The 16621-nt window shown below is 66.0% G+C and carries 14 protein-coding genes; 4 read left to right on the top strand and 10 right to left on the bottom strand.

Translation table 11 applies throughout. The features are described 5' to 3' along the window. Positions 1–62: 62 nt before the first annotated feature. The 6 genes from HFP89_RS05075 to HFP89_RS05050 are packed head-to-tail and all read right to left on the bottom strand — an operon-like array spanning position 63 to position 4891. On the bottom strand, positions 63–1268 hold the full coding sequence (locus HFP89_RS05075) for a serine hydrolase domain-containing protein (protein ID WP_168716560.1): 1206 nt from the start codon (positions 1266–1268) through the stop codon (positions 63–65). Next, positions 1265–1693, bottom strand: coding sequence for an alternative ribosome rescue aminoacyl-tRNA hydrolase ArfB (arfB, locus tag HFP89_RS05070; protein ID WP_168716559.1), 429 nt, complete (start codon positions 1691–1693; stop codon positions 1265–1267). The genes HFP89_RS05075 and arfB overlap by 4 nt, the downstream gene beginning before the upstream one ends. After that, complete coding sequence (locus HFP89_RS05065; protein ID WP_168716558.1) at positions 1690–2853, bottom strand: pyridoxal phosphate-dependent aminotransferase; 1164 nt, start codon at positions 2851–2853, stop codon at positions 1690–1692. Before HFP89_RS05065 ends, arfB begins: the two co-directional genes overlap by 4 nt. Further along, on the bottom strand, positions 2850–3557 hold the full coding sequence (mtnC, locus tag HFP89_RS05060; protein ID WP_240956042.1) for an acireductone synthase: 708 nt from the start codon (positions 3555–3557) through the stop codon (positions 2850–2852). The genes HFP89_RS05065 and mtnC overlap by 4 nt, the downstream gene beginning before the upstream one ends. After that, positions 3554–4150 (bottom strand): cupin domain-containing protein, encoded by a 597-nt coding sequence (locus HFP89_RS05055; protein ID WP_168716557.1) that lies wholly within the window; start codon positions 4148–4150, stop codon positions 3554–3556. Before HFP89_RS05055 ends, mtnC begins: the two co-directional genes overlap by 4 nt. A gap of 57 nt (positions 4151–4207) precedes the next feature. After that, the gene (locus HFP89_RS05050) at positions 4208–4891 is read right to left on the bottom strand and encodes a methylthioribulose 1-phosphate dehydratase (RefSeq protein ID WP_206212230.1); all 684 of its coding nucleotides are present in this window, start codon (positions 4889–4891) and stop codon (positions 4208–4210) included. Positions 4892–4956: 65 nt separating this feature from the next. Here HFP89_RS05050 and HFP89_RS05045 point away from each other — a divergent pair, with 65 nt between their 5' ends. The 4 genes from HFP89_RS05045 (at position 4957) to HFP89_RS05030 (ending at position 11157) form a co-directional block, all read left to right on the top strand. After that, positions 4957–5859 carry an acyltransferase gene (locus HFP89_RS05045; protein ID WP_168716556.1) on the top strand — a complete coding sequence of 301 codons (903 nt, stop codon included), beginning with the start codon at positions 4957–4959 and terminating at the stop codon, positions 5857–5859. A 164-nt stretch (positions 5860–6023) separates the two neighbouring features. After that, positions 6024–9302: a glycosyl hydrolase gene (locus HFP89_RS05040; RefSeq protein WP_168716555.1), complete on the top strand. Its 3279-nt coding sequence runs from the start codon at positions 6024–6026 to the stop codon at positions 9300–9302. A gap of 75 nt (positions 9303–9377) precedes the next feature. Next, the gene (locus HFP89_RS05035) at positions 9378–10568 is read left to right on the top strand and encodes an AAA family ATPase (protein WP_168716554.1); all 1191 of its coding nucleotides are present in this window, start codon (positions 9378–9380) and stop codon (positions 10566–10568) included. A 46-nt stretch (positions 10569–10614) separates the two neighbouring features. Then, entirely contained in the window at positions 10615–11157 is a 543-nt protein-coding gene (locus tag HFP89_RS05030; RefSeq protein ID WP_168716553.1) for a DUF4276 family protein, read from the top strand. A 535-nt stretch (positions 11158–11692) separates the two neighbouring features. Here HFP89_RS05030 and HFP89_RS05025 read toward each other — a convergent pair. From HFP89_RS05025 to mnmA, 4 genes are all read right to left on the bottom strand, one after another. Next, positions 11693–11980, bottom strand: a complete 288-nt coding sequence (locus HFP89_RS05025) for a hypothetical protein (protein WP_168716552.1) — start codon at positions 11978–11980, stop codon at positions 11693–11695. 59 nt (positions 11981–12039) lie between these two features. Then, positions 12040–14790 (bottom strand): aconitate hydratase AcnA, encoded by a 2751-nt coding sequence (gene acnA, locus HFP89_RS05020; protein ID WP_168716551.1) that lies wholly within the window; start codon positions 14788–14790, stop codon positions 12040–12042. A 73-nt stretch (positions 14791–14863) separates the two neighbouring features. Beyond that, positions 14864–15490, bottom strand: a complete 627-nt coding sequence (locus HFP89_RS05015; RefSeq protein ID WP_168716550.1) for a DUF489 family protein — start codon at positions 15488–15490, stop codon at positions 14864–14866. Continuing rightward, a complete protein-coding gene (mnmA, locus tag HFP89_RS05010) occupies positions 15490–16590 on the bottom strand; it encodes a tRNA 2-thiouridine(34) synthase MnmA (protein ID WP_168716549.1) in 1101 nt (366 codons plus the stop codon). Before mnmA ends, HFP89_RS05015 begins: the two co-directional genes overlap by 1 nt. Positions 16591–16621: the final 31 nt, after the last annotated feature.

Below are 16621 nucleotides of genomic sequence, written 5' to 3'. Positions count from 1 at the left end.
CTCGTTGGCCATCGCCGAACCACGTCCCGAGGCGCTGCCGACGGGGGCGGCCGGCGAGCGGGTCAGTCCTGTGCCGCCGTCGTGGGCGGCAGCGCCTCGAGCACCAGGTCCCAGAACGCTCGATCCAGTTCTCCGACCGCGCGCGACTCGGCGTTCATCAACAGCACCAGGCCCAGGTCCAGGTCATGCGATAGCGCGATCTCGGCGCGATATCCGGCCAGCCAGCCGCTGTGGATCGCCAGTCGACGTCCGTCGATCCGATAGATTCGCCAGCCCAGGCCGTAGTGGGCATCGTCCAGTCGATCGCGCCAGTGCCGGTTGCGCAGCTCGCGCCCGGTGCGGATTCGTGGCGTCAGCACCTCGCGGATCACTTCGTCCGGCAGGACATCCGGGCGATGGCCGAGCATCGCGATCGCCCACTGCGCCATGTCGACGATGCTGGCGTTGATCCCGGCCGCCGAGCTGACCTGGTAGTAGGTCCGTCGGGGCGCGGACTGGCGCCATCCGACGCGGGTCTTGAGATGCGGCAGCGCCCGGTTGTCGACCGCCATGAACGCCTCGAAGCCGATCGAGGCATTCTGCATGCCCAGCGGCCGGAACAGCCGTTCCTCGACCAGCGCCGGGTAGGGCACGGCGGTGCTCCGCTCGACGACGTCCTCGACCAGGCTGAAGATGCTGTTCTGGTAGCTGTAGCAGGCGCCCGGCGCGCAGATCGGCTCGATTTCGGCGAACCGCGGATAGATCTCGTGCCGGGATCGGCCGGCCTCGATCAAGTTGTCGTAGGCGTTCGGCACGAAGCCCGATCGCTGGCCGAGGACGTCCTGGACGGTGAGTGGTTGCGCTGCATCGCCGCGGAAGCCGAACGACGGCGCGTAGCGCGCGACCGGCTCGGTCAGGGCAAAGCGGCCTTCGTGGGCGAGCAGGGCCGCGAGCACGCCGGCGAAGCCTTTCGACACCGAGGCGATTCGGAATACCGTGGTCATGTCGACCGGCCGGCTGCGCTGGCGGTCGATGTGTCCATGGGTGCCGAGCCCGGCGATCGCGCCGCCCTGGACCATCACCCAGGCCGCGCCGGGAATCCGCTCGTCGGCCACGACGCGGACGAAGCGGTCCTCGAAATCGGCAAGCACGGCGGGGCCGATCGGTAGCGCCGGCTCGCTGTCGGGCGCTGGCTCGGCGACGACGCTGGGGGCAGCGGCCGCCAGCGCCAACGTCAGTGTCAGCAGCGCCGCAACGCCGCGGAGCCCGGCGAACAAGCGCGGCTTCATTCGTCGACCGGCGGCGGTTTGCGCAGCCGTCGGATCTGCTTTCGCTGTCGCTTCTCGGTCAGCCGCTTCTCGCGCTGGGCGCGCGAGGGCCGGGTCTTGCGGCGCGCCTTGACCGGTCGCCGGGCCCGTTCGATCATCGCCGCCAGGCGCCGCCGGGCCTCGACCCGGTTGCGGTACTGGCTGCGGCTGGACTCGCTTCTGAGCGTGATGACGCCGTGCTGGTCGGCCAGCTGTCCGGCCGACTCGATCAGGCGGCGGGCCACGGCCTCGTCGAGAAACGTGCTGTTGGCGGCGTCGAAGCGCAGCTGCACGGCCGTCTCCGACCGGTTCACGTGCTGACCACCCGGGCCCGAAGCCCGGATGAACTTCTCCTCCAGTTCCTCTTCCGGCGGCAGATGGCGGGGCCTTGGAAGGGCCTGGCTCATGCGACGGCCGTGATCCCGGTCAGGCGCTCGGCGGCGCGATCCAGCGTGGCGTCGGTCTTGGCGAAGCAGAACCGGAGCACCCGGTCGTCGCGCCGATCGGCGTGAAAGACCGAGACCGGGATCGCCGCGACCCCGGCGTGCTCGACCAGCCAGTCGGCCATCTCGGTATCCGGGCGGTCGGAGATCCCGCCGTAGCCCAGGAGCTGGAAATACGTGCCGGGGCAGGGCAGCAACGTCCAGGCCGAGTCGGCCAGGGCGCTGCGGAACCGGTCCCGGCGGGCCTGGTAGAACGCCGGCAGCTCGAGATGGAAGGTCGGGTCGCTCATGAACTCGGCGATCGCCAGCTGCATCGGTGTCGATACGCTGAAGGTGACGAACTGATGCACCTTGCGGAACTCGGACGTCAGCGCCGATGGGGCGATGCAGTAGCCGATCTTCCAGCCGGTCGTGTGGTAGGTCTTGCCGAAGGACGAGACCGCGAAGCTCCGTGCCCGCAGCTCCGGGTGGCCGAGCACGCTGGCATGCGAGCGCCCGTCGAAGACGATGTGCTCGTAGACCTCGTCGGACAGCAGCCAGCAGCCGCTGGCGCGCAGGACCTCGGCGAGCCGGTCCAGGTCGGCGCGGCTCAGTACGGCGCCGGTCGGGTTGTGCGGGCTGTTGACGATGACCAGCCGGGTCCGCGCGCCGAGCGCCGCGGTCAGCCGATCGAAATCGATCCGGTAGTCGGGTGCCACCAGGGGCAGGTGGATGCAACGGCCTCCGGCCAGCCGCACGGCCGGCTCGTAGCTGTCGTAGGCCGGATCGAAGACGATCACTTCGTCGCCGGGCCGGACCACGGTCTGGATCGCGACGAACAGCGCTTCGGTCGCCCCGGAGGTCACGGTGATCTCGGCCTCGGCGTCCACGCTCGCGCCGTACATTGCCTCGACCTTCTCGGCGATCCGCTGGCGAAGCAGGGGCAGGCCCGGCATCGGCGCGTACTGGTTGTGACCGGTCGCCATCGCTTCTTCGACCCGCGCCCGGAGTCCTTCCGGCGACTCGAAATCCGGGAACCCCTGCGACAGGTTGAGTGCGCCGTGCTGCTGGGCCTTCTGCGACATCACCGCGAAGATCGTGGTGCCGACATCGGGCAGCTTGGAATCGATCCGGGTCGTGCTCATCGCGGGTCCTCGCCGGGCAGCGGCAGTTCGGAGAAATCGGGAGCTTCGGCATGGCGTCCGGTCGACGGCTGACCGTCGCGCCTGAGGTGCACCGTGCGGCAGCCGGCTTCGGCCGCCGCGTCGAGTTCCTCGGCCACGTCGGAGTAGAAGCGGATCGCATCGGCCTGCAGGCCGATCCGCTCGGCGATCGCCCGGTACGAGTCCGCGACCTTCTTCGGGCCGGTCCGGGTGTCGAAGTGACCGGCCAGCCAGCCGCCGAGATCGCCGTGCGTGGTGTGCGCGAAGTAGAGCTGTTGCGCCTCGACCGAGCCCGACGAATAGATGTAGAGCGGAATGCCGGCCTCGTGCGCGCGGCTCATCCAGCGATAGGCGTCGTCGTAGAGGTGGGCGGTGAACTCGCCGCGGCGGTAGCCTTCGCGCCAGATCATGCCCTGCAGGCTCTTCAGCGGCGTGGCCTTGACGTCGGCGTCGATCCAGGCGACCAGTTGATCCAGGATGCCGTCCAGGTCGTCCGGCTGGAGGTCGGCGGCCTCGGCGGTCGCTTCGAGTTCGGCCCGGACCGCCGGGTTCTCGACGTGGCGCTGGACGAACTCCGGCAGGGCCGCCCGCGCGTAGGGGAACAGCACGTCATGGACGAAGCGGGCGTCGGCGATGGTGCCCTCGATATCCAGCAGCGCGACGGCCTGGCGCTCGGCGCTGGTCATCGACCGTCGCGGGCCGGTTCGGCGGCCTTGCCGACGACCTCGTCGAAGCGGGGGAACCGGTCGGCGACGTCGCTGCCGGTGAACGAGGCGACCCAGCCGTCGGGATTGGTGAACAGCCGGATGGCGGTGAAACGCGGTGCCTCGCCCATGTCGAACCAGTGCGGTGTGCCGGCCGGCACGCCGATCAGGTCACCGGCCTCGCAGAGGATTTCGTGGACCCGGTCGCCGACGTGCAGACTGAACAGGCCGCTGCCCTCGACGAAGAAGCGGACCTCGTCCTCGGCGTGGGTGTGCTCCTGGAGGAATTTCTGCCGGGCGGCTTCGCGCTGCGGATGGTCGGGCCACATCCGGACCACGTCCATGGAGCGGTATCCGCCTTCGTCACAGAGCGCTTGCAGCGGCTCCTGGTAGCGCTCGAGCACCGCATCCCCGTCGGCATCCGCGGGCAGTTCCCCGGCCAGCGGCCAGCGCGCGAAGCGCACGCCGATCGACCCGAGTCGGTCGGCGATCTCGTCGTAGGCTCGGGTGGTCGATTCGACTTCGCCGTGGCCGGAACCGTCGGCGGGCATGCGATACACGGTCAACTGGGTCATGGCTGGGTGCTCCTGCTTGAATGTCCGAGCATGGGAAGAGGGACTCCGGGTGTTTCGCTACTCCGACCGTCGGAGGCGGGTTTCTTCGAGATGGCACTGGAGCAGGAACTCCGCGGCTTCGAGATGGCGCGAAGCCTCGGCGACCGAGCGGCCCCAGGCATACAGGCCGTGACCTTCGATCAGATAGACGGGCAGAGGTTCCTCGACCGCCAGCCACGGCGCCACGGAGGCCGCAAGGCGCTCGATGTCCTGGTCGTTCGGCACCACGGGGATGCGCAGCGTTCCTTCGTGACCCGCCACGCCCGGAAAGGCCTTGGCGACCTCGAAGCCCGCCAGCTCGACGGCCCCTGCAGCCGCGCCGTGCCGCGACAGCACGGTCGAGGCCACGGTGTGCACGTGCAGCACGCAGCGCGCGTCCGGGAATTGCCGGTAGATCTGGAGGTGCAGGCCGGTCTCCGCGGACGGGCGGTCGTCGGCGGACTCGGGCGTTCCGTCCGCATCGATCCGCATCATGCCGGCGCGGTCCAGCATCCGCTTGTCCACGCCCGAACGCGTGATGAGGATGCGCCCGTCGGCTTCACGGACCGAATAATTGCCGCTGGTCGCAGGCGTCCAGCCGCGATCGCCGTAGGCCCTCGCCAACCGCAGCAGCGCATCCTGGAGATCGGCACGGAGCCCGGGACCGGTCATCGTGATCCTGAGTGCGGAGAGTCGAGCGCCCGAGTATAGCGAGCGGATCATGGTTTCGCGTTATCACCGCCGCGATGCGCCACAATACGAGCGAACCAGGAAAACGAGCCCGAACGATGCGCTGGATACGGATTGCGGTGGCGATGCTGCTGCTCAGCCTGAACACTGTGGTGCACTGCGTGCCGCTGCTGCTGCTGGCGGTGATGAAGGTCGTGCTGCCGTTCCGGCCCCTCCGACGTGCGCTGACCACGCTACTGACCGGCATCGCGGAAAGCTGGATCGGCGTCAACAACTGGATGATCGATCGCCTCAGCGGCACGCGACTGATCGTCGAAGGCGAACTCCCGCACTGCCCGGACGGGCAGGTCCTGGTCCTCGCGAACCACCAGAGCTGGATCGACATTCCCGTACTTCAGCGGGTCTTCAACCAGCGCCTGCCGTTGCTGCGCTTCTTCCTGAAGAGCCAGCTGATCTGGGTGCCGGTGCTCGGGCTGGCGTGGTGGGCGCTGGATTTTCCATTCATGAAACGCTATGACAGGGAGACCATCGCCCGCCGCCCGGAACTGGCCGGCCGCGATATCGCCGCCACCCGACGGGCCTGTGAAAAATTCCGCGACCGGCCGGTCGCCATCATGAACTTCGTCGAGGGCACCCGCTTCGATATCGCCAAGCATCGACGCCAGGGCTCGTCGTTCCGCCACCTGCTGAAGCCGCGCAGCGGCGGCATCGCGTTCGTGCTCGACGCGATGCAGGGGGCGATCGACACCATCGTCGACGTCACGCTGGTCTACCCCCGCGGCGGTGGTGAATTGCCCGCGCTGATGGCCGGTGAGGTTCCCGAAGTGGTCGTGCACGTCCGCACCTTCCCGGTGCCCGAGGTCCTCAAGGGCGGTGGTTACGAGGACGATCCCGAGTTCCGGCAGCGGTTCCAGAACTGGCTCAACGAGTTCTGGCGCGAAAAGGACGCGCGGATCGGCCGGATTCTGGCGCGCCGGGCGCCTCCGAACGGCGGTGACTGAAGCCCCGGGTTCGTCGTGCGACCCCGCATCGAGCCACCGTTCCGCACAACGCACTCGCGTGCTGCGTCGCGCGGCGTTAAGCTGACGCGTGATCGGGTGTCGATGCCTTGGCGGCATCGCCGGTCCCGGACCCGTCTCCAGAAACCCATCCCAAGGAGCTCTGCATGATTCGAACGATCGATGGCTGCCGCCTGATGGCCGGCGTGGTTCTGATCGGCGCGGCGGTCGCGGCACTCGCGGCCGACGACGAAGTGCCCGATGCCGGCCAGATTTTCGCCGGCCTGGCCGTTCGCGACATCGGCCCGGCCGTCACCTCCGGCCGGATCAGCGACTTCGCGATGCACCCGGACGGCTGGCAGACCTTCTACGCCGGCGTGGCCTCGGGCGGGGTCTGGAAGACCACCAACGGCGGAATCACCTGGACGCCGGTCTTCGACAACGAGGGGTCCTACGCGGTCGGCGTCGTCGAGATCGACCCGAACGACCCGGACACGGTCTGGGTCGGCACCGGCGAGAACAACGCCCAGCGCTCCGTCGGCTACGGCGACGGCGTCTACAAGTCGATCGACGGCGGACGTAGCTGGACCAACATGGGGCTGGAAGACTCGGGCCACATCGGCGCGATCGTCATCGACCCGCGCGATTCCGACCACGTGCTGGTCGCCGCCCACGGCCCGCTGTGGAGCGACGGCGGCGACCGCGGCGTGTACCGGACCCGCGACGGCGGCGAGAGCTGGGAGCGCATCCTCGAAATCGACGAGTACACCGGCGTCAACGAGGTCGTCATGCATCCGGACGACCCGGACCTGCTGCTGGCCTCCAGCTACCAGCGCCGTCGCCACGTCTGGACCCTGATCAACGGCGGACCGGGCAGCGGCATCCATCGCTCGACGGACGGCGGCGAGACCTGGACGGAAATCACCGCCGGCCTGCCGAGCGAGGACATGGGCAAGATCGGCCTGGCCTACGCGCCGGCCCGGCCCGACACGGTCTACGCGATCATCGAGTCCGACGGCCCGGGCGAGGGCAGCTATCGCTCGACGGACTTCGGCGTGACCTGGGAAAAGCGCTCGAGCTACGTCGCCGGCAGCCCGCAGTACTACAACGAACTGATCGCCGACCCGGTCGACCCCGACAAGGTCTACTCGATGGACACCTGGCTGATGGTGACCGAGGACGGCGGCGCGAACTGGGCCATGGTCGGCAACGCGCACAAGCACGTTGACGAACACGCGCTGTGGATCAACCCCGAGAACCCGGACCACATCATCACCGGCAACGACGGCGGCATCTACGACACCTTCGACGGGGGTGAGAACTGGCGCCATGTCGAGAACCTGCCGATCACCCAGTTCTATCGCGCCACGCCGGACAACGCCGAGCCGTTCTACAACGTCTACGGCGGCACCCAGGACAATTCGACGCTGGGCGCCCCGTCGCGCACGACCTACAACTACGGCATCGCCAATTCCGACTGGATCGTCACCCTCGGCGGCGACGGCTTCAAGACCCAGGTCGACCCGACCAACCCGGACATCGTCTACTCGCAGCTGCAGTACGGCATGCTGGCGCGCTACGACCGGACCAGCGGCGAGCGCGTGCTGATCACGCCGATGCCGGGGGCCGAGGAAGACGACTACAAGTGGAACTGGAACTCGGCCTTCATCATCAGCCCGCACGACCCGAAGCGCCTGTACTTCGCCGCCGAGAAGATCTTCGTCTCCGACGACGGCGGCAACGCCTGGCGCCCCTTCAGCCCGGACCTGACCCGGCAGCTCGACCGCAACGAACTCGAGGTCATGGGCCGGGTCTGGAGCGTCGACGCCGTGGCCAAGAACGACTCGACCTCCATGTACGGAAGCATCATCTCCCTGTCCGAGAGCCCGCTCGTCGAAGGACTGATCTACGCCGGCACCGACGACGGCCTGGTCCAGGTCACCGCCGACGGCGGCGAGAGCTGGACGCGCCACGACGACTTCGGCCGCGTGCCCGACATGACCTTCGTCAGTGACCTGGCCGCCTCCCTGCACGACGAGGACACGGTCTTCGCCACCTTCAACAACCACAAGCGCGGCGACTACAAGCCCTACGTCTACCGCTCGACCAACCGAGGGCGCTCGTGGACCTCGATCACCGGCGACCTGCCCGAGCGCGGCAACGTGCACACCATCGTCCAGGACCACGTCGACCCGGACCTGCTGTTCGTCGGCACCGAGTTCGGCGTGTACTTCAGCCAGAACGGCGGCGAGAACTGGCACGAGATCACCGGCAACATGCCGACGATTGCCGTGCGCGACCTCGAAATCCAGCGCCGCGAGAACGACCTGGTGATCGCCACCTTCGGCCGCGGCATCCGGATCCTCGACGACTACCGGGCGCTGCGCACGAAGGCCGAGGATATCGCCGCCGCCGAGGCCACCACCTTTCCGGTCCGCGATCCGTGGATGTACGTCGAACAGGACGTGTTCGGCTACGGCACCAAGGGCTTCCAGGGCGAAACCTTCTTCACCGCCCCGAACCCGCCCTACGGCGCCGTCGTCACCTACTACCTGCGCGACGGCTATTCCTCGCTGCGCGACCAGCGCCTGAAGGAGGAGGGCGAGCGCCGCAAGAGCTTCGAGGACAACCCGTACCCGTCCTGGGACCGCCTGCGCGAGGAAGACCGCGAGCAGGCCCCGGAACTGATCATCGAGATCCGCGACGCTGCGGGCGAGACGGTCCGTCGGATCACCGGCCCGACCGCCAAGGGCCTGCACCGCGTGGCCTGGGACCTGCGCACACCGGCCCCGGACCCGGTCGAACTGGGCGGCGGCGGCTTCCGATCGCCGTGGGACAGCGAACCGCAGGGCGTGTTCGTCGCGCCCGGCACCTACACCGCCCAGCTCTACAAGCGCGTGCGCGGCGAGCGCACCGCGCTGGCCGAGCCCGTGGCCTTCACCGTCAAGCCGATGGACCGCGGCCTGTTCCGGCCCGATTCGCTGGAAACCCACGCCGAGACCATGCAGGCCGCCGCCGACCTCAGCCGCGCCGTGCAGGGCGCCGGACGTGCGCTCGGCGAGCTGAACGAACGCGCCTCGCACGTCGACGTCGCCATCCGCGATACCCCGGCGCTGGACCCGAGCCTGCGCGACCGACTGGACCGCATCGAGGAGCGCCTGGCCGACCTGCGCGAGACGATGTACGGCGACTCGGTCAAGGCCGGCGCCAACGAACCGCGCCCGATGGGCCTGGCCGGCCGCATGGGCATGTTCGCCTGGGCCCACTGGAACGCCCTGGCCGCCGTCACCGACAACCAGGCCGACTCCCTGGCCATCGCCCGGGCCCAGTACGCCGAGGTCGAAGAGGCCCTGCAGTCGGCCGATGCGTCGCTGCGCGAGCTCGAGAACGAACTGGCCGGCAAGGCGCCGTGGACGCCGGGGCGGATTCCGAGATTGGATCGATAGCTGAATGGGACTCTTGAGGGATTTTGAGACCAGATACTGTTAATTGATCGTTTCTGGATCGATTGAGGTGAGCCTATGAGTGTCTTCGTCGAAAGACTTGTAATCAAGAACTACAAGAGCATTGAGGCCTGCGACCTTAGATTGCGTGATCTTTCTTTTTTTGTGGGTCCTAATGGAAGCGGAAAATCTAATATTCTCGACAGCTTGGAGTTCATTAAAGATGCTCTGAATACAAACATTGACAACGCCCTCCGGGAACGTGGAGGCATTAACGAGGTGCGGCGTCGTTCGAAAGGGCACCCTACGCACTTTGGAGTCAGAGCCGAGTTGATCCTAGAAGAAAATCGCCGCGCGGTCTTTGCCTTTGAGATCGTCTCAAAGCCTAAAGGCGGATTTCAAATTGGACGAGAAACCTGCCGAGTAGAAGTCAATGGCGAAGAGCATTTTTACGAAGTAAGAAAGGGCCAGCTTGCAGAGACGAATATAGAGCGCCCAGCTAGTCCGTCCTCGAATCATTTTTATCTGCTCAGCATTTCCGGCCTTTCTGGATTCGAAGAGGTTTTCGAAGGGCTCAGAAACATGGGGTTTTATAGTATCAATCCTCAAGTCATTCGAGATCTTCAGTCACCAAACCCCGGCGAAATTCTGCAAAAGGAAGGAAAGAACCTCGCCAGTGTGCTCTGGAATCTCCAACAGCATGAAAGGGTCACCGAGGAAATTACTGAGTATCTAAAAGCTATTGTTCCTTCGGTCCGTTCCGTTGAGAGAGTTCCTCTCGGGCACATGGAGACTATTGAGTTTAGGCAGGGAATGAAGGGTGACAAATATCCCTGGAGATTCAACGCGGCGAGCATGTCTGACGGCACGCTTAGGACTCTTGGCATCATTACTGCCGCGTTTCAGGAATCCCAGAAAAGTCGAATTCCGCTAGTTGGCATAGAAGAGCCAGAAATTGCGCTGCATCCAGCAGCAGCTGGCGTTTTGATGGATGCACTGATGAGAGCTTCAGATGCGAAACAGATTTTGGTTACTAGTCACAGTGCCGATCTCCTGGACAGCAATCTGATCAACATCGAGAATGTCGTCGCAGTTTCTTTTAAGGATGGCATAACGTACGCGGGCCCTGTTGATTCGTCGACCAAGGAGGCCATCACGAAACAGCTTACTTCGGTCGGCGAGATGCTTCGTCTCGACCAGATCGAGATAAACGCCGATATTTTTGAATCGGCTTCCAAGCAACTCGATTTATTTGGCAAGCGTATTTGAAATGAGAGTAGCTTCAGTCGTTGAGGGGCATCTCGAAGTAAAGTCGATGGTGCCGCTGCTCTACTTGCTGTGGGGGCATTTACAAAAAGCTGGTGCACTTGAGGTATTGACTCCGATTCGAGTGCAAAGAGATAAGTTTCTTTCCGAACGGTTTCCGGAGTACTTTGAGAAGTACTTGCGCATTGCAAGCACGAAGTCCCAGGGCGGCAGGGTTCTTGTACTGCTGGATTCCGAGGGCGAATGTGTGGCAAATCTTGCACAGAGCTTTAGGACCAGACTAGCCAGACAGTGTCCAGACCTTAGCGTCGATTTCGTCTTAGCCAATAGGTGTTTCGAAACTTGGTTTATAGCGTCGAAGGAATCTGTAGAAACTCACAAAGATGTGAGATTGATCGATGCTGACCCAGAAATAGCAGAAAAGATCGCTGCTCCGAAAGCTCTTATTAAGCGTTCGATGATTCCTGACGTAGCATATTCGGAGGTTCGGCACGGCCCAGCATTTACATCGCTGCTTGATCCGAATAACGCGCGGGGACGAAGCGCGTCGTTCGACAGGCTCGCTAGGATCATCGATGGAGTCTGGGCTTGAAAAACGGCCCGCTCGATGCGGGCCGTTTTCTTTTCCGGGTCAGGCAGGGCCCGACACCGGGTTCTCGCAGACAACCCGGACATCCATCCATCAAGAGCCTAAGATCATTCGACGGTTACCGAGGATCGGCGTCCTCAACCAATCGAAATCCATGGAATCGCCTCGCTTCGAGGCTGCATGAAGGGTTTCGGGTCGCAGAGAAACGTTTTCGAGGATCTCAGGGCGCGACGAAGCGCCCGGCGAGGCGGGCATGGGGTTTCTTGAAGTGTTGTCCCATGGACAACCCGGACACCCATCCATCAAGCGCACGACAACCCGGACACCCATCCATCGGACAACCCGGACACCCATCCACCAAGAGTCGAGGATCATTCGGCGGTCACCGAGGTTCGGCGTCTTCGAGCAACGAAAATCGGAAAAATCACCTCGCTTCAAGCCTGCAGATAGGATCTCAGGCGGAAGAACAACGGTTCCGCCGATCGTCGGGCACGACGAAGCGCCCGGCGAGGCGGGAAGGGGGGCTAGAAGTGTTGTCCTACCCGAACAGCAACGCAGCCGTGACGCGGCCTTTCAAAAACTCCCTGCCGAACGGCTGCTCGCAGTCCTTCAGCGCCTGCACCGGCCCGACCACGCTCGGCGCCCGGCGCTTCTGCGGCTTGGACAGGAATTCGACCACGCCTTCGGGACGGGCCTTCAACCGCTCGAGAATCGGCGGCCGCCGATCGTCGATCACGCCCTTCTTGCCGTGGGCGATGGCGCGGCCCGTCCAGTCGGACCGTTGGAGATTGTCGGACGGGTGACAGCAACAAAAAACGGCCCGCATCGCGCGGGCCGTTGTCTTTTCCTGCGCTCCGCCGGGCAGGGCCCGGAGCGGAAGTGCGCTCAGGCGGCCTTGGCGTCCGCCGGATCGGTGCCGGCGAGCTGGCGCAGGACGTAGTGCAGGATGCCGCCGTGCTTGTAGTACTGGACTTCCTTCGGAGTGTCCAGGCGCACGCGGACCTTGAACTTCGTTTCCTTGCCGTCGTCGTCGGTGGCGATGACGGTGGCCTCGTTCGAGTTGCCGATGTCGAGGTCTTCGATGGCGTAGGTCTCGAAGCCCGTCAGGCCCAGGGTCTCGCGCGTGTCGCCTTCCATGAAGTTCAGCGGCAGCACGCCCATGCCGACCAGGTTGGAGCGGTGGATGCGCTCGAAGGACTCGGTGATCACGGCCTTGACGCCGAGCAGGATGGTGCCCTTGGCCGCCCAGTCGCGCGACGAGCCGGTGCCGTATTCCTTGCCGGCAATGACGATCAGCGGGGTGCCTTCCTCCTTGTACTTCATGGCCGCGTCGTAGATCGGCATGACTTCGCCGCTCGGCACGTGGGTGGTGAAGCCGCCCTCGGTGCCTTCGGCCATTTCGTTCTTGATGCGCACGTTGGCGAAGGTGCCGCGCATCATGACTTCGTGGTTGCCGCGGCGCGATCCATAGCTGTTGAAGTCCACCGGCGAGACGCCGTGCTCCTGCAGGTAGTGACCGGCCGGGGAGTCCGGCTTGATCGCGCCGGCCGGCGAGATGTGGTCGGTGGTGACCGAGTCGCCGAGCCTGGCCAGGCAGCGCGCGCCCTCGATGGCGCCGATCTCCGGCAGGTCCATGCTCATGCCTTCGAAGTAGGGCGGGTTCTGGACGTAGGTCGAGTCGTCGGACCAGGCGAACATCTCGCCGGTCGGCGTGTCCATCGACTTCCAGCGTTCGTCGCCTTCGAACACGCTGGCGTAGTTGCGCTCGAAGCTCTCTTCGGTGACCGTCTTCTGGATGAAGTCGTGCAGTTCGTGCGGATCGGGCCAGATGTCTTTCAGGAAGACGTCGTTGCCGTCGGCGTCCTGGCCCAGGGGTTCGTCGATCAGGTCGATGTCCATCCGGCCGGCGATCGCGTAGGCGACGACCAGCGGCGGCGAGGCCAGGTAGTTGGTCCGGACCTCGGCGTGGATGCGGCCTTCGAAGTTGCGGTTGCCCGACAGCACCGAGCAGACCACCAGTTCGTGCTCTCGGATGGCCTTCTCGACCGGGTCCGGCAGCGGGCCGGAGTTGCCGATGCAGGTGGTGCAGCCGTAGCCGACGGTGTAGAAGCCCAATGCTTCGAGGTCGTCGTCGAGCTCGGCGGCTTCGAGGTAGTCGGTCACGACCTTGGAGCCCGGGGCCAGCGAGGTCTTGACCCACGGCTTGACCTTCAGGCCCTTCCTGACCGCGTTGCGCGCCAGCAGTCCGGCGCCCAGCATGACGGCGGGGTTGGATGTGTTGGTGCACGAGGTGATCGCGGCGATGACGACCGCGCCGTCCTTCAGCACGAACGTCTCGTCCTTGTAGGTCACTTCGGCCACGCCGGGGTTGTCGTGTCCGACGGCCGTGCCGCCGCCTTCGTCGGCGAAGCGACCGCCGCCGTTGGCATCGCGATCCCTGGTCATCTCCGCACTGACCCGGGCGAAGGCGTTCTTGGCCTCGGTCAGCGGCACGCGGTCCTGCGGGCGCTTCGGTCCGGCCAGCGACGGCACCACGGTGCCCATGTCCAGCTCGATGACGCTGGTGTAGTCGGCCGGCGCGTCACCGTCTTCGCGCCACAGGCCCTGCGCCCTGGCATAGCGTTCGACCAGCGCGACGCGGTCGTCGTCGCGGCCGGACATCTTCAGGTAGCGGAGGGTCTCGGCGTCGATCGGGAAGATCGCGCAGGTCGAGCCGAATTCCGGCGACATGTTGCCCAGCGTGGCGCGGTCGGCCAGCGGCAGGTGGGTCAGGCCGTCGCCGAAGAACTCGACGAACTTGCCGACCACGCCGTGGTCGCGCAGGATGTCGGTGACGGTCAGGACCAGGTCGGTGGCGGTGGTGCCTTCCGGCAGTTTGCCGGTGAGCTTGAAGCCGACGACCTGCGGCAACAGCATCGAGATCGGCTGGCCGAGCATCGCGGCCTCGGCCTCGATGCCGCCGACGCCCCAGCCCAGCACGCCGAGACCGTTGATCATCGTGGTGTGCGAGTCGGTGCCGACGACCGTGTCGGGCCAGGCCATCATCTCGCCGTCCACCTCCTGGCCGAACACCACCCGCGAGAGGTGCTCGAGGTTGACCTGGTGGACGATGCCGGTGTTCGGCGGCACGACCTTGAAGTTGTCGAACGCGCCCTGGCCCCAGCGCAGGAAGGCGTAGCGCTCCTTGTTGCGTTCGAATTCGATGCGGTTGTTCAGGTCCAGCGAATCGGCCGCGCCGTACTTGTCGACCTGGACGGAATGGTCGATGACCAGCTCGGCCGGCGACAGCGGGTTGATCGCCGTCGGCGAGCCACCGAGGTTCTTCATCGCGTCGCGCATGGCGGCGAGGTCGACGATGGCCGGCACGCCGGTGAAGTCCTGCAGCACGACACGGGCCGGGGTGAAGGCGATTTCCTGGGTGGGCTCCGCGTTCGGGTCCCAGTTGGCCACGGCGGCGATGTCGTCGGCGGTGATGTTCTCGCCGTCCTCGTGGCGGAGCAGGTTCTCCAGCAGGATCTTCAGCGAGAAGGGCAGGCGTGAAACGTCGTGTTTCTCGCCGAGTTTCGGGAGGCTGTAGAACTGGTAGGTCGTACCGTTGGCCTCGAGGGCGTCGCGGCAGTTGAGGGCGTCTCGCATGGCGTTCTCCGGGATGGTTCACACGGGGATCGGAACCACTCACCTTATCACGCGTCGGCCGGCTCGCTGCCGATTACATGCCGCGTTCGAGGAGTTCTCCGGCGATCCGGATCATCTTCTTTCGCTTCAACAGCAGCTTCCACGGGCGACCGCCGATCTGGTGCCAGAGGAAGGCAGAGCGCAGGCCACCGAGGAGCAGGGCGCGCACCCATTCGACCTTCTCGGACTGCTTCAGGATCTCGGGCCGCCCGACCACCTGGATACGGAACGGCAGCGGCGAGATCAGCGAGCGATAGGTGTCGGCCAGCTGGGCCAGCACGGCCGGGTCGAGCACCGACTCGGCCCGCGCGCGGGCCGGTTCGATCAGCTCGAGTTCACGGTGCAGGTGCTGCTGGCGTTCCGCATCGCGCGTCAGCAGGCGGGCCAGGCGCAGCAGGCCCGAGGCGTAGCCCAGCGAAGTCAGCGCATCGCGCGAGCGCCCCTCGCCGAGTTCGCCGGCCACCGTCAGGCCCAGCCGCACCCCACGAACTCCGCCGAACACGGCCTCGGTGCTCTCCGCGTCGACCGCGAACAGGCTGTCGAGCGTGTGCTCGGCGGCCTGACGGCTGCACTGGCCGGAATCGGCGACCTGGCGGACCAGCTCGCCGGCCTGCAGGGTGCCGGCAAAGGCCAGCGTCTGTTCGCGCAGGTCGTGGTTCATCATGCCTCCGGAATGCGCTGATTGCCGCGCTCGATGATGCCACCGCCGAGGCATTCCTCGCCGGCATAGAGCACCACGGACTGGCCGGGTGTGACGGCGCGCTGCGGGCGTTCGAAGGCCAGCGAAAGGCGACCGTCGTCGAGCGACTCGACGGTGGCCGCCTGGTCGGGCTGGCGATACCGGATCTTGGCCGTGAGGCGCGTTCCGACGGCCGGCGCCGCTCCCGAGACCCAGGTCAACTGCCCCGCCTCGAGCCGGTCGGCGAGCACGTGCGGGTCGTCCGGGTCCTGGGTGACGAACAGTCGATTGCCGTCCAGGTCCTTGTGGACGACGAACCACGGCGCCTCGGGGAAGCCGCGCACGCCGCCGATGCCCAGGCCCTTGCGTTGACCGAGCGTGTAGTGGATCAGCCCGCGGTGCCGGCCGACCGGAACCCCGTCGACGGTCAGGATCTCGCCCGGCTCGGCCGCCAGGTAGCGGGCGATGAAGCCGTCGAAGTCGCGTTCGCCGATGAAGCAGATGCCGGTCGAATCCTTCTTCGCCGCCGTCGGCAGCCCGGCCTCGGCGGCGATCCGCCGCAGTTCGGACTTCTCCAGCTCCCCGACCGGGAACCGGGCGTGCGCGAGCTGCTCCTGGTCGAGCATGTACAGGAAATAGCTCTGGTCCTTGTTCGGGTCGCGGCCCTTGAGCAGGCGGAACCGGCCGTCGCGCTCGTCGCGGCGGGCGTAGTGGCCGGTGGCCATGGTCTCGAAGCCGAGGTCGCGGGCGTGGTCGAGGAAGACCTTGAACTTGATCTCGCGGTTGCACAGGACGTCGGGGTTGGGCGTGCGACCGGCGCGCAGTTCGGCCAGAAAGGTCTCGAACACCGATTCCCAGTACTCCAGCGCGAAGTTGCGGGCGTGGAACGGGATGCCGAGCAGGTCGGCCACGGCCCGGGCGTCGGCCGCGTCGTCCTCGGCGGCGCAGGCGCCGTTCACGTCGTCGTCTTCCCAGTTCTTCATGAACAGGCCGGCCAGCGGCACGCCCCGACGCTTCAGCAGCAGGGCGGTCACCGAGGAATCGACGCCGCCGGACATCGCGACCATGATCGGAGCAGTCATGGCCGTGGAGATGGGGCCGCGCGCGCCGATG

This window comes from Wenzhouxiangella sp. XN79A (assembly GCF_012272825.1).
Classification (GTDB): Bacteria; Pseudomonadota; Gammaproteobacteria; order Xanthomonadales; family Wenzhouxiangellaceae.
The sequence above is the reverse complement of the archived record's forward strand: the minus strand, read 5'-3'. Positions and strand labels throughout refer to the sequence as shown.

Coding starts and splice junctions, on each gene's coding strand:
- arfB (WP_168716559.1), bottom strand. CDS start 1,693: ATGAGCCAGGCCCTTCCAAGGCCCCGCCATCTGCCGCCGGAAGAGGAA.
- HFP89_RS05055 (WP_168716557.1), bottom strand. CDS start 4,150: ATGACCCAGTTGACCGTGTATCGCATGCCCGCCGACGGTTCCGGCCAC.
- HFP89_RS05030 (WP_168716553.1), top strand. CDS start 10,615: ATGGTGCCGCTGCTCTACTTGCTGTGGGGGCATTTACAAAAAGCTGGT.
- HFP89_RS05075 (WP_168716560.1), bottom strand. CDS start 1,268: ATGAAGCCGCGCTTGTTCGCCGGGCTCCGCGGCGTTGCGGCGCTGCTG.
- HFP89_RS05035 (WP_168716554.1), top strand. CDS start 9,378: ATGAGTGTCTTCGTCGAAAGACTTGTAATCAAGAACTACAAGAGCATT.
- HFP89_RS05025 (WP_168716552.1), bottom strand. CDS start 11,980: ATGCGGGCCGTTTTTTGTTGCTGTCACCCGTCCGACAATCTCCAACGG.
- HFP89_RS05065 (WP_168716558.1), bottom strand. CDS start 2,853: ATGAGCACGACCCGGATCGATTCCAAGCTGCCCGATGTCGGCACCACG.
- mtnC (WP_240956042.1), bottom strand. CDS start 3,557: ATGACCAGCGCCGAGCGCCAGGCCGTCGCGCTGCTGGATATCGAGGGC.
- mnmA (WP_168716549.1), bottom strand. CDS start 16,590: ATGACTGCTCCGATCATGGTCGCGATGTCCGGCGGCGTCGATTCCTCG.
- acnA (WP_168716551.1), bottom strand. CDS start 14,790: ATGCGAGACGCCCTCAACTGCCGCGACGCCCTCGAGGCCAACGGTACG.
- HFP89_RS05040 (WP_168716555.1), top strand. CDS start 6,024: ATGATTCGAACGATCGATGGCTGCCGCCTGATGGCCGGCGTGGTTCTG.
- HFP89_RS05050 (WP_206212230.1), bottom strand. CDS start 4,891: ATGATCCGCTCGCTATACTCGGGCGCTCGACTCTCCGCACTCAGGATC.
- HFP89_RS05015 (WP_168716550.1), bottom strand. CDS start 15,490: ATGAACCACGACCTGCGCGAACAGACGCTGGCCTTTGCCGGCACCCTG.
- HFP89_RS05045 (WP_168716556.1), top strand. CDS start 4,957: ATGCGCTGGATACGGATTGCGGTGGCGATGCTGCTGCTCAGCCTGAAC.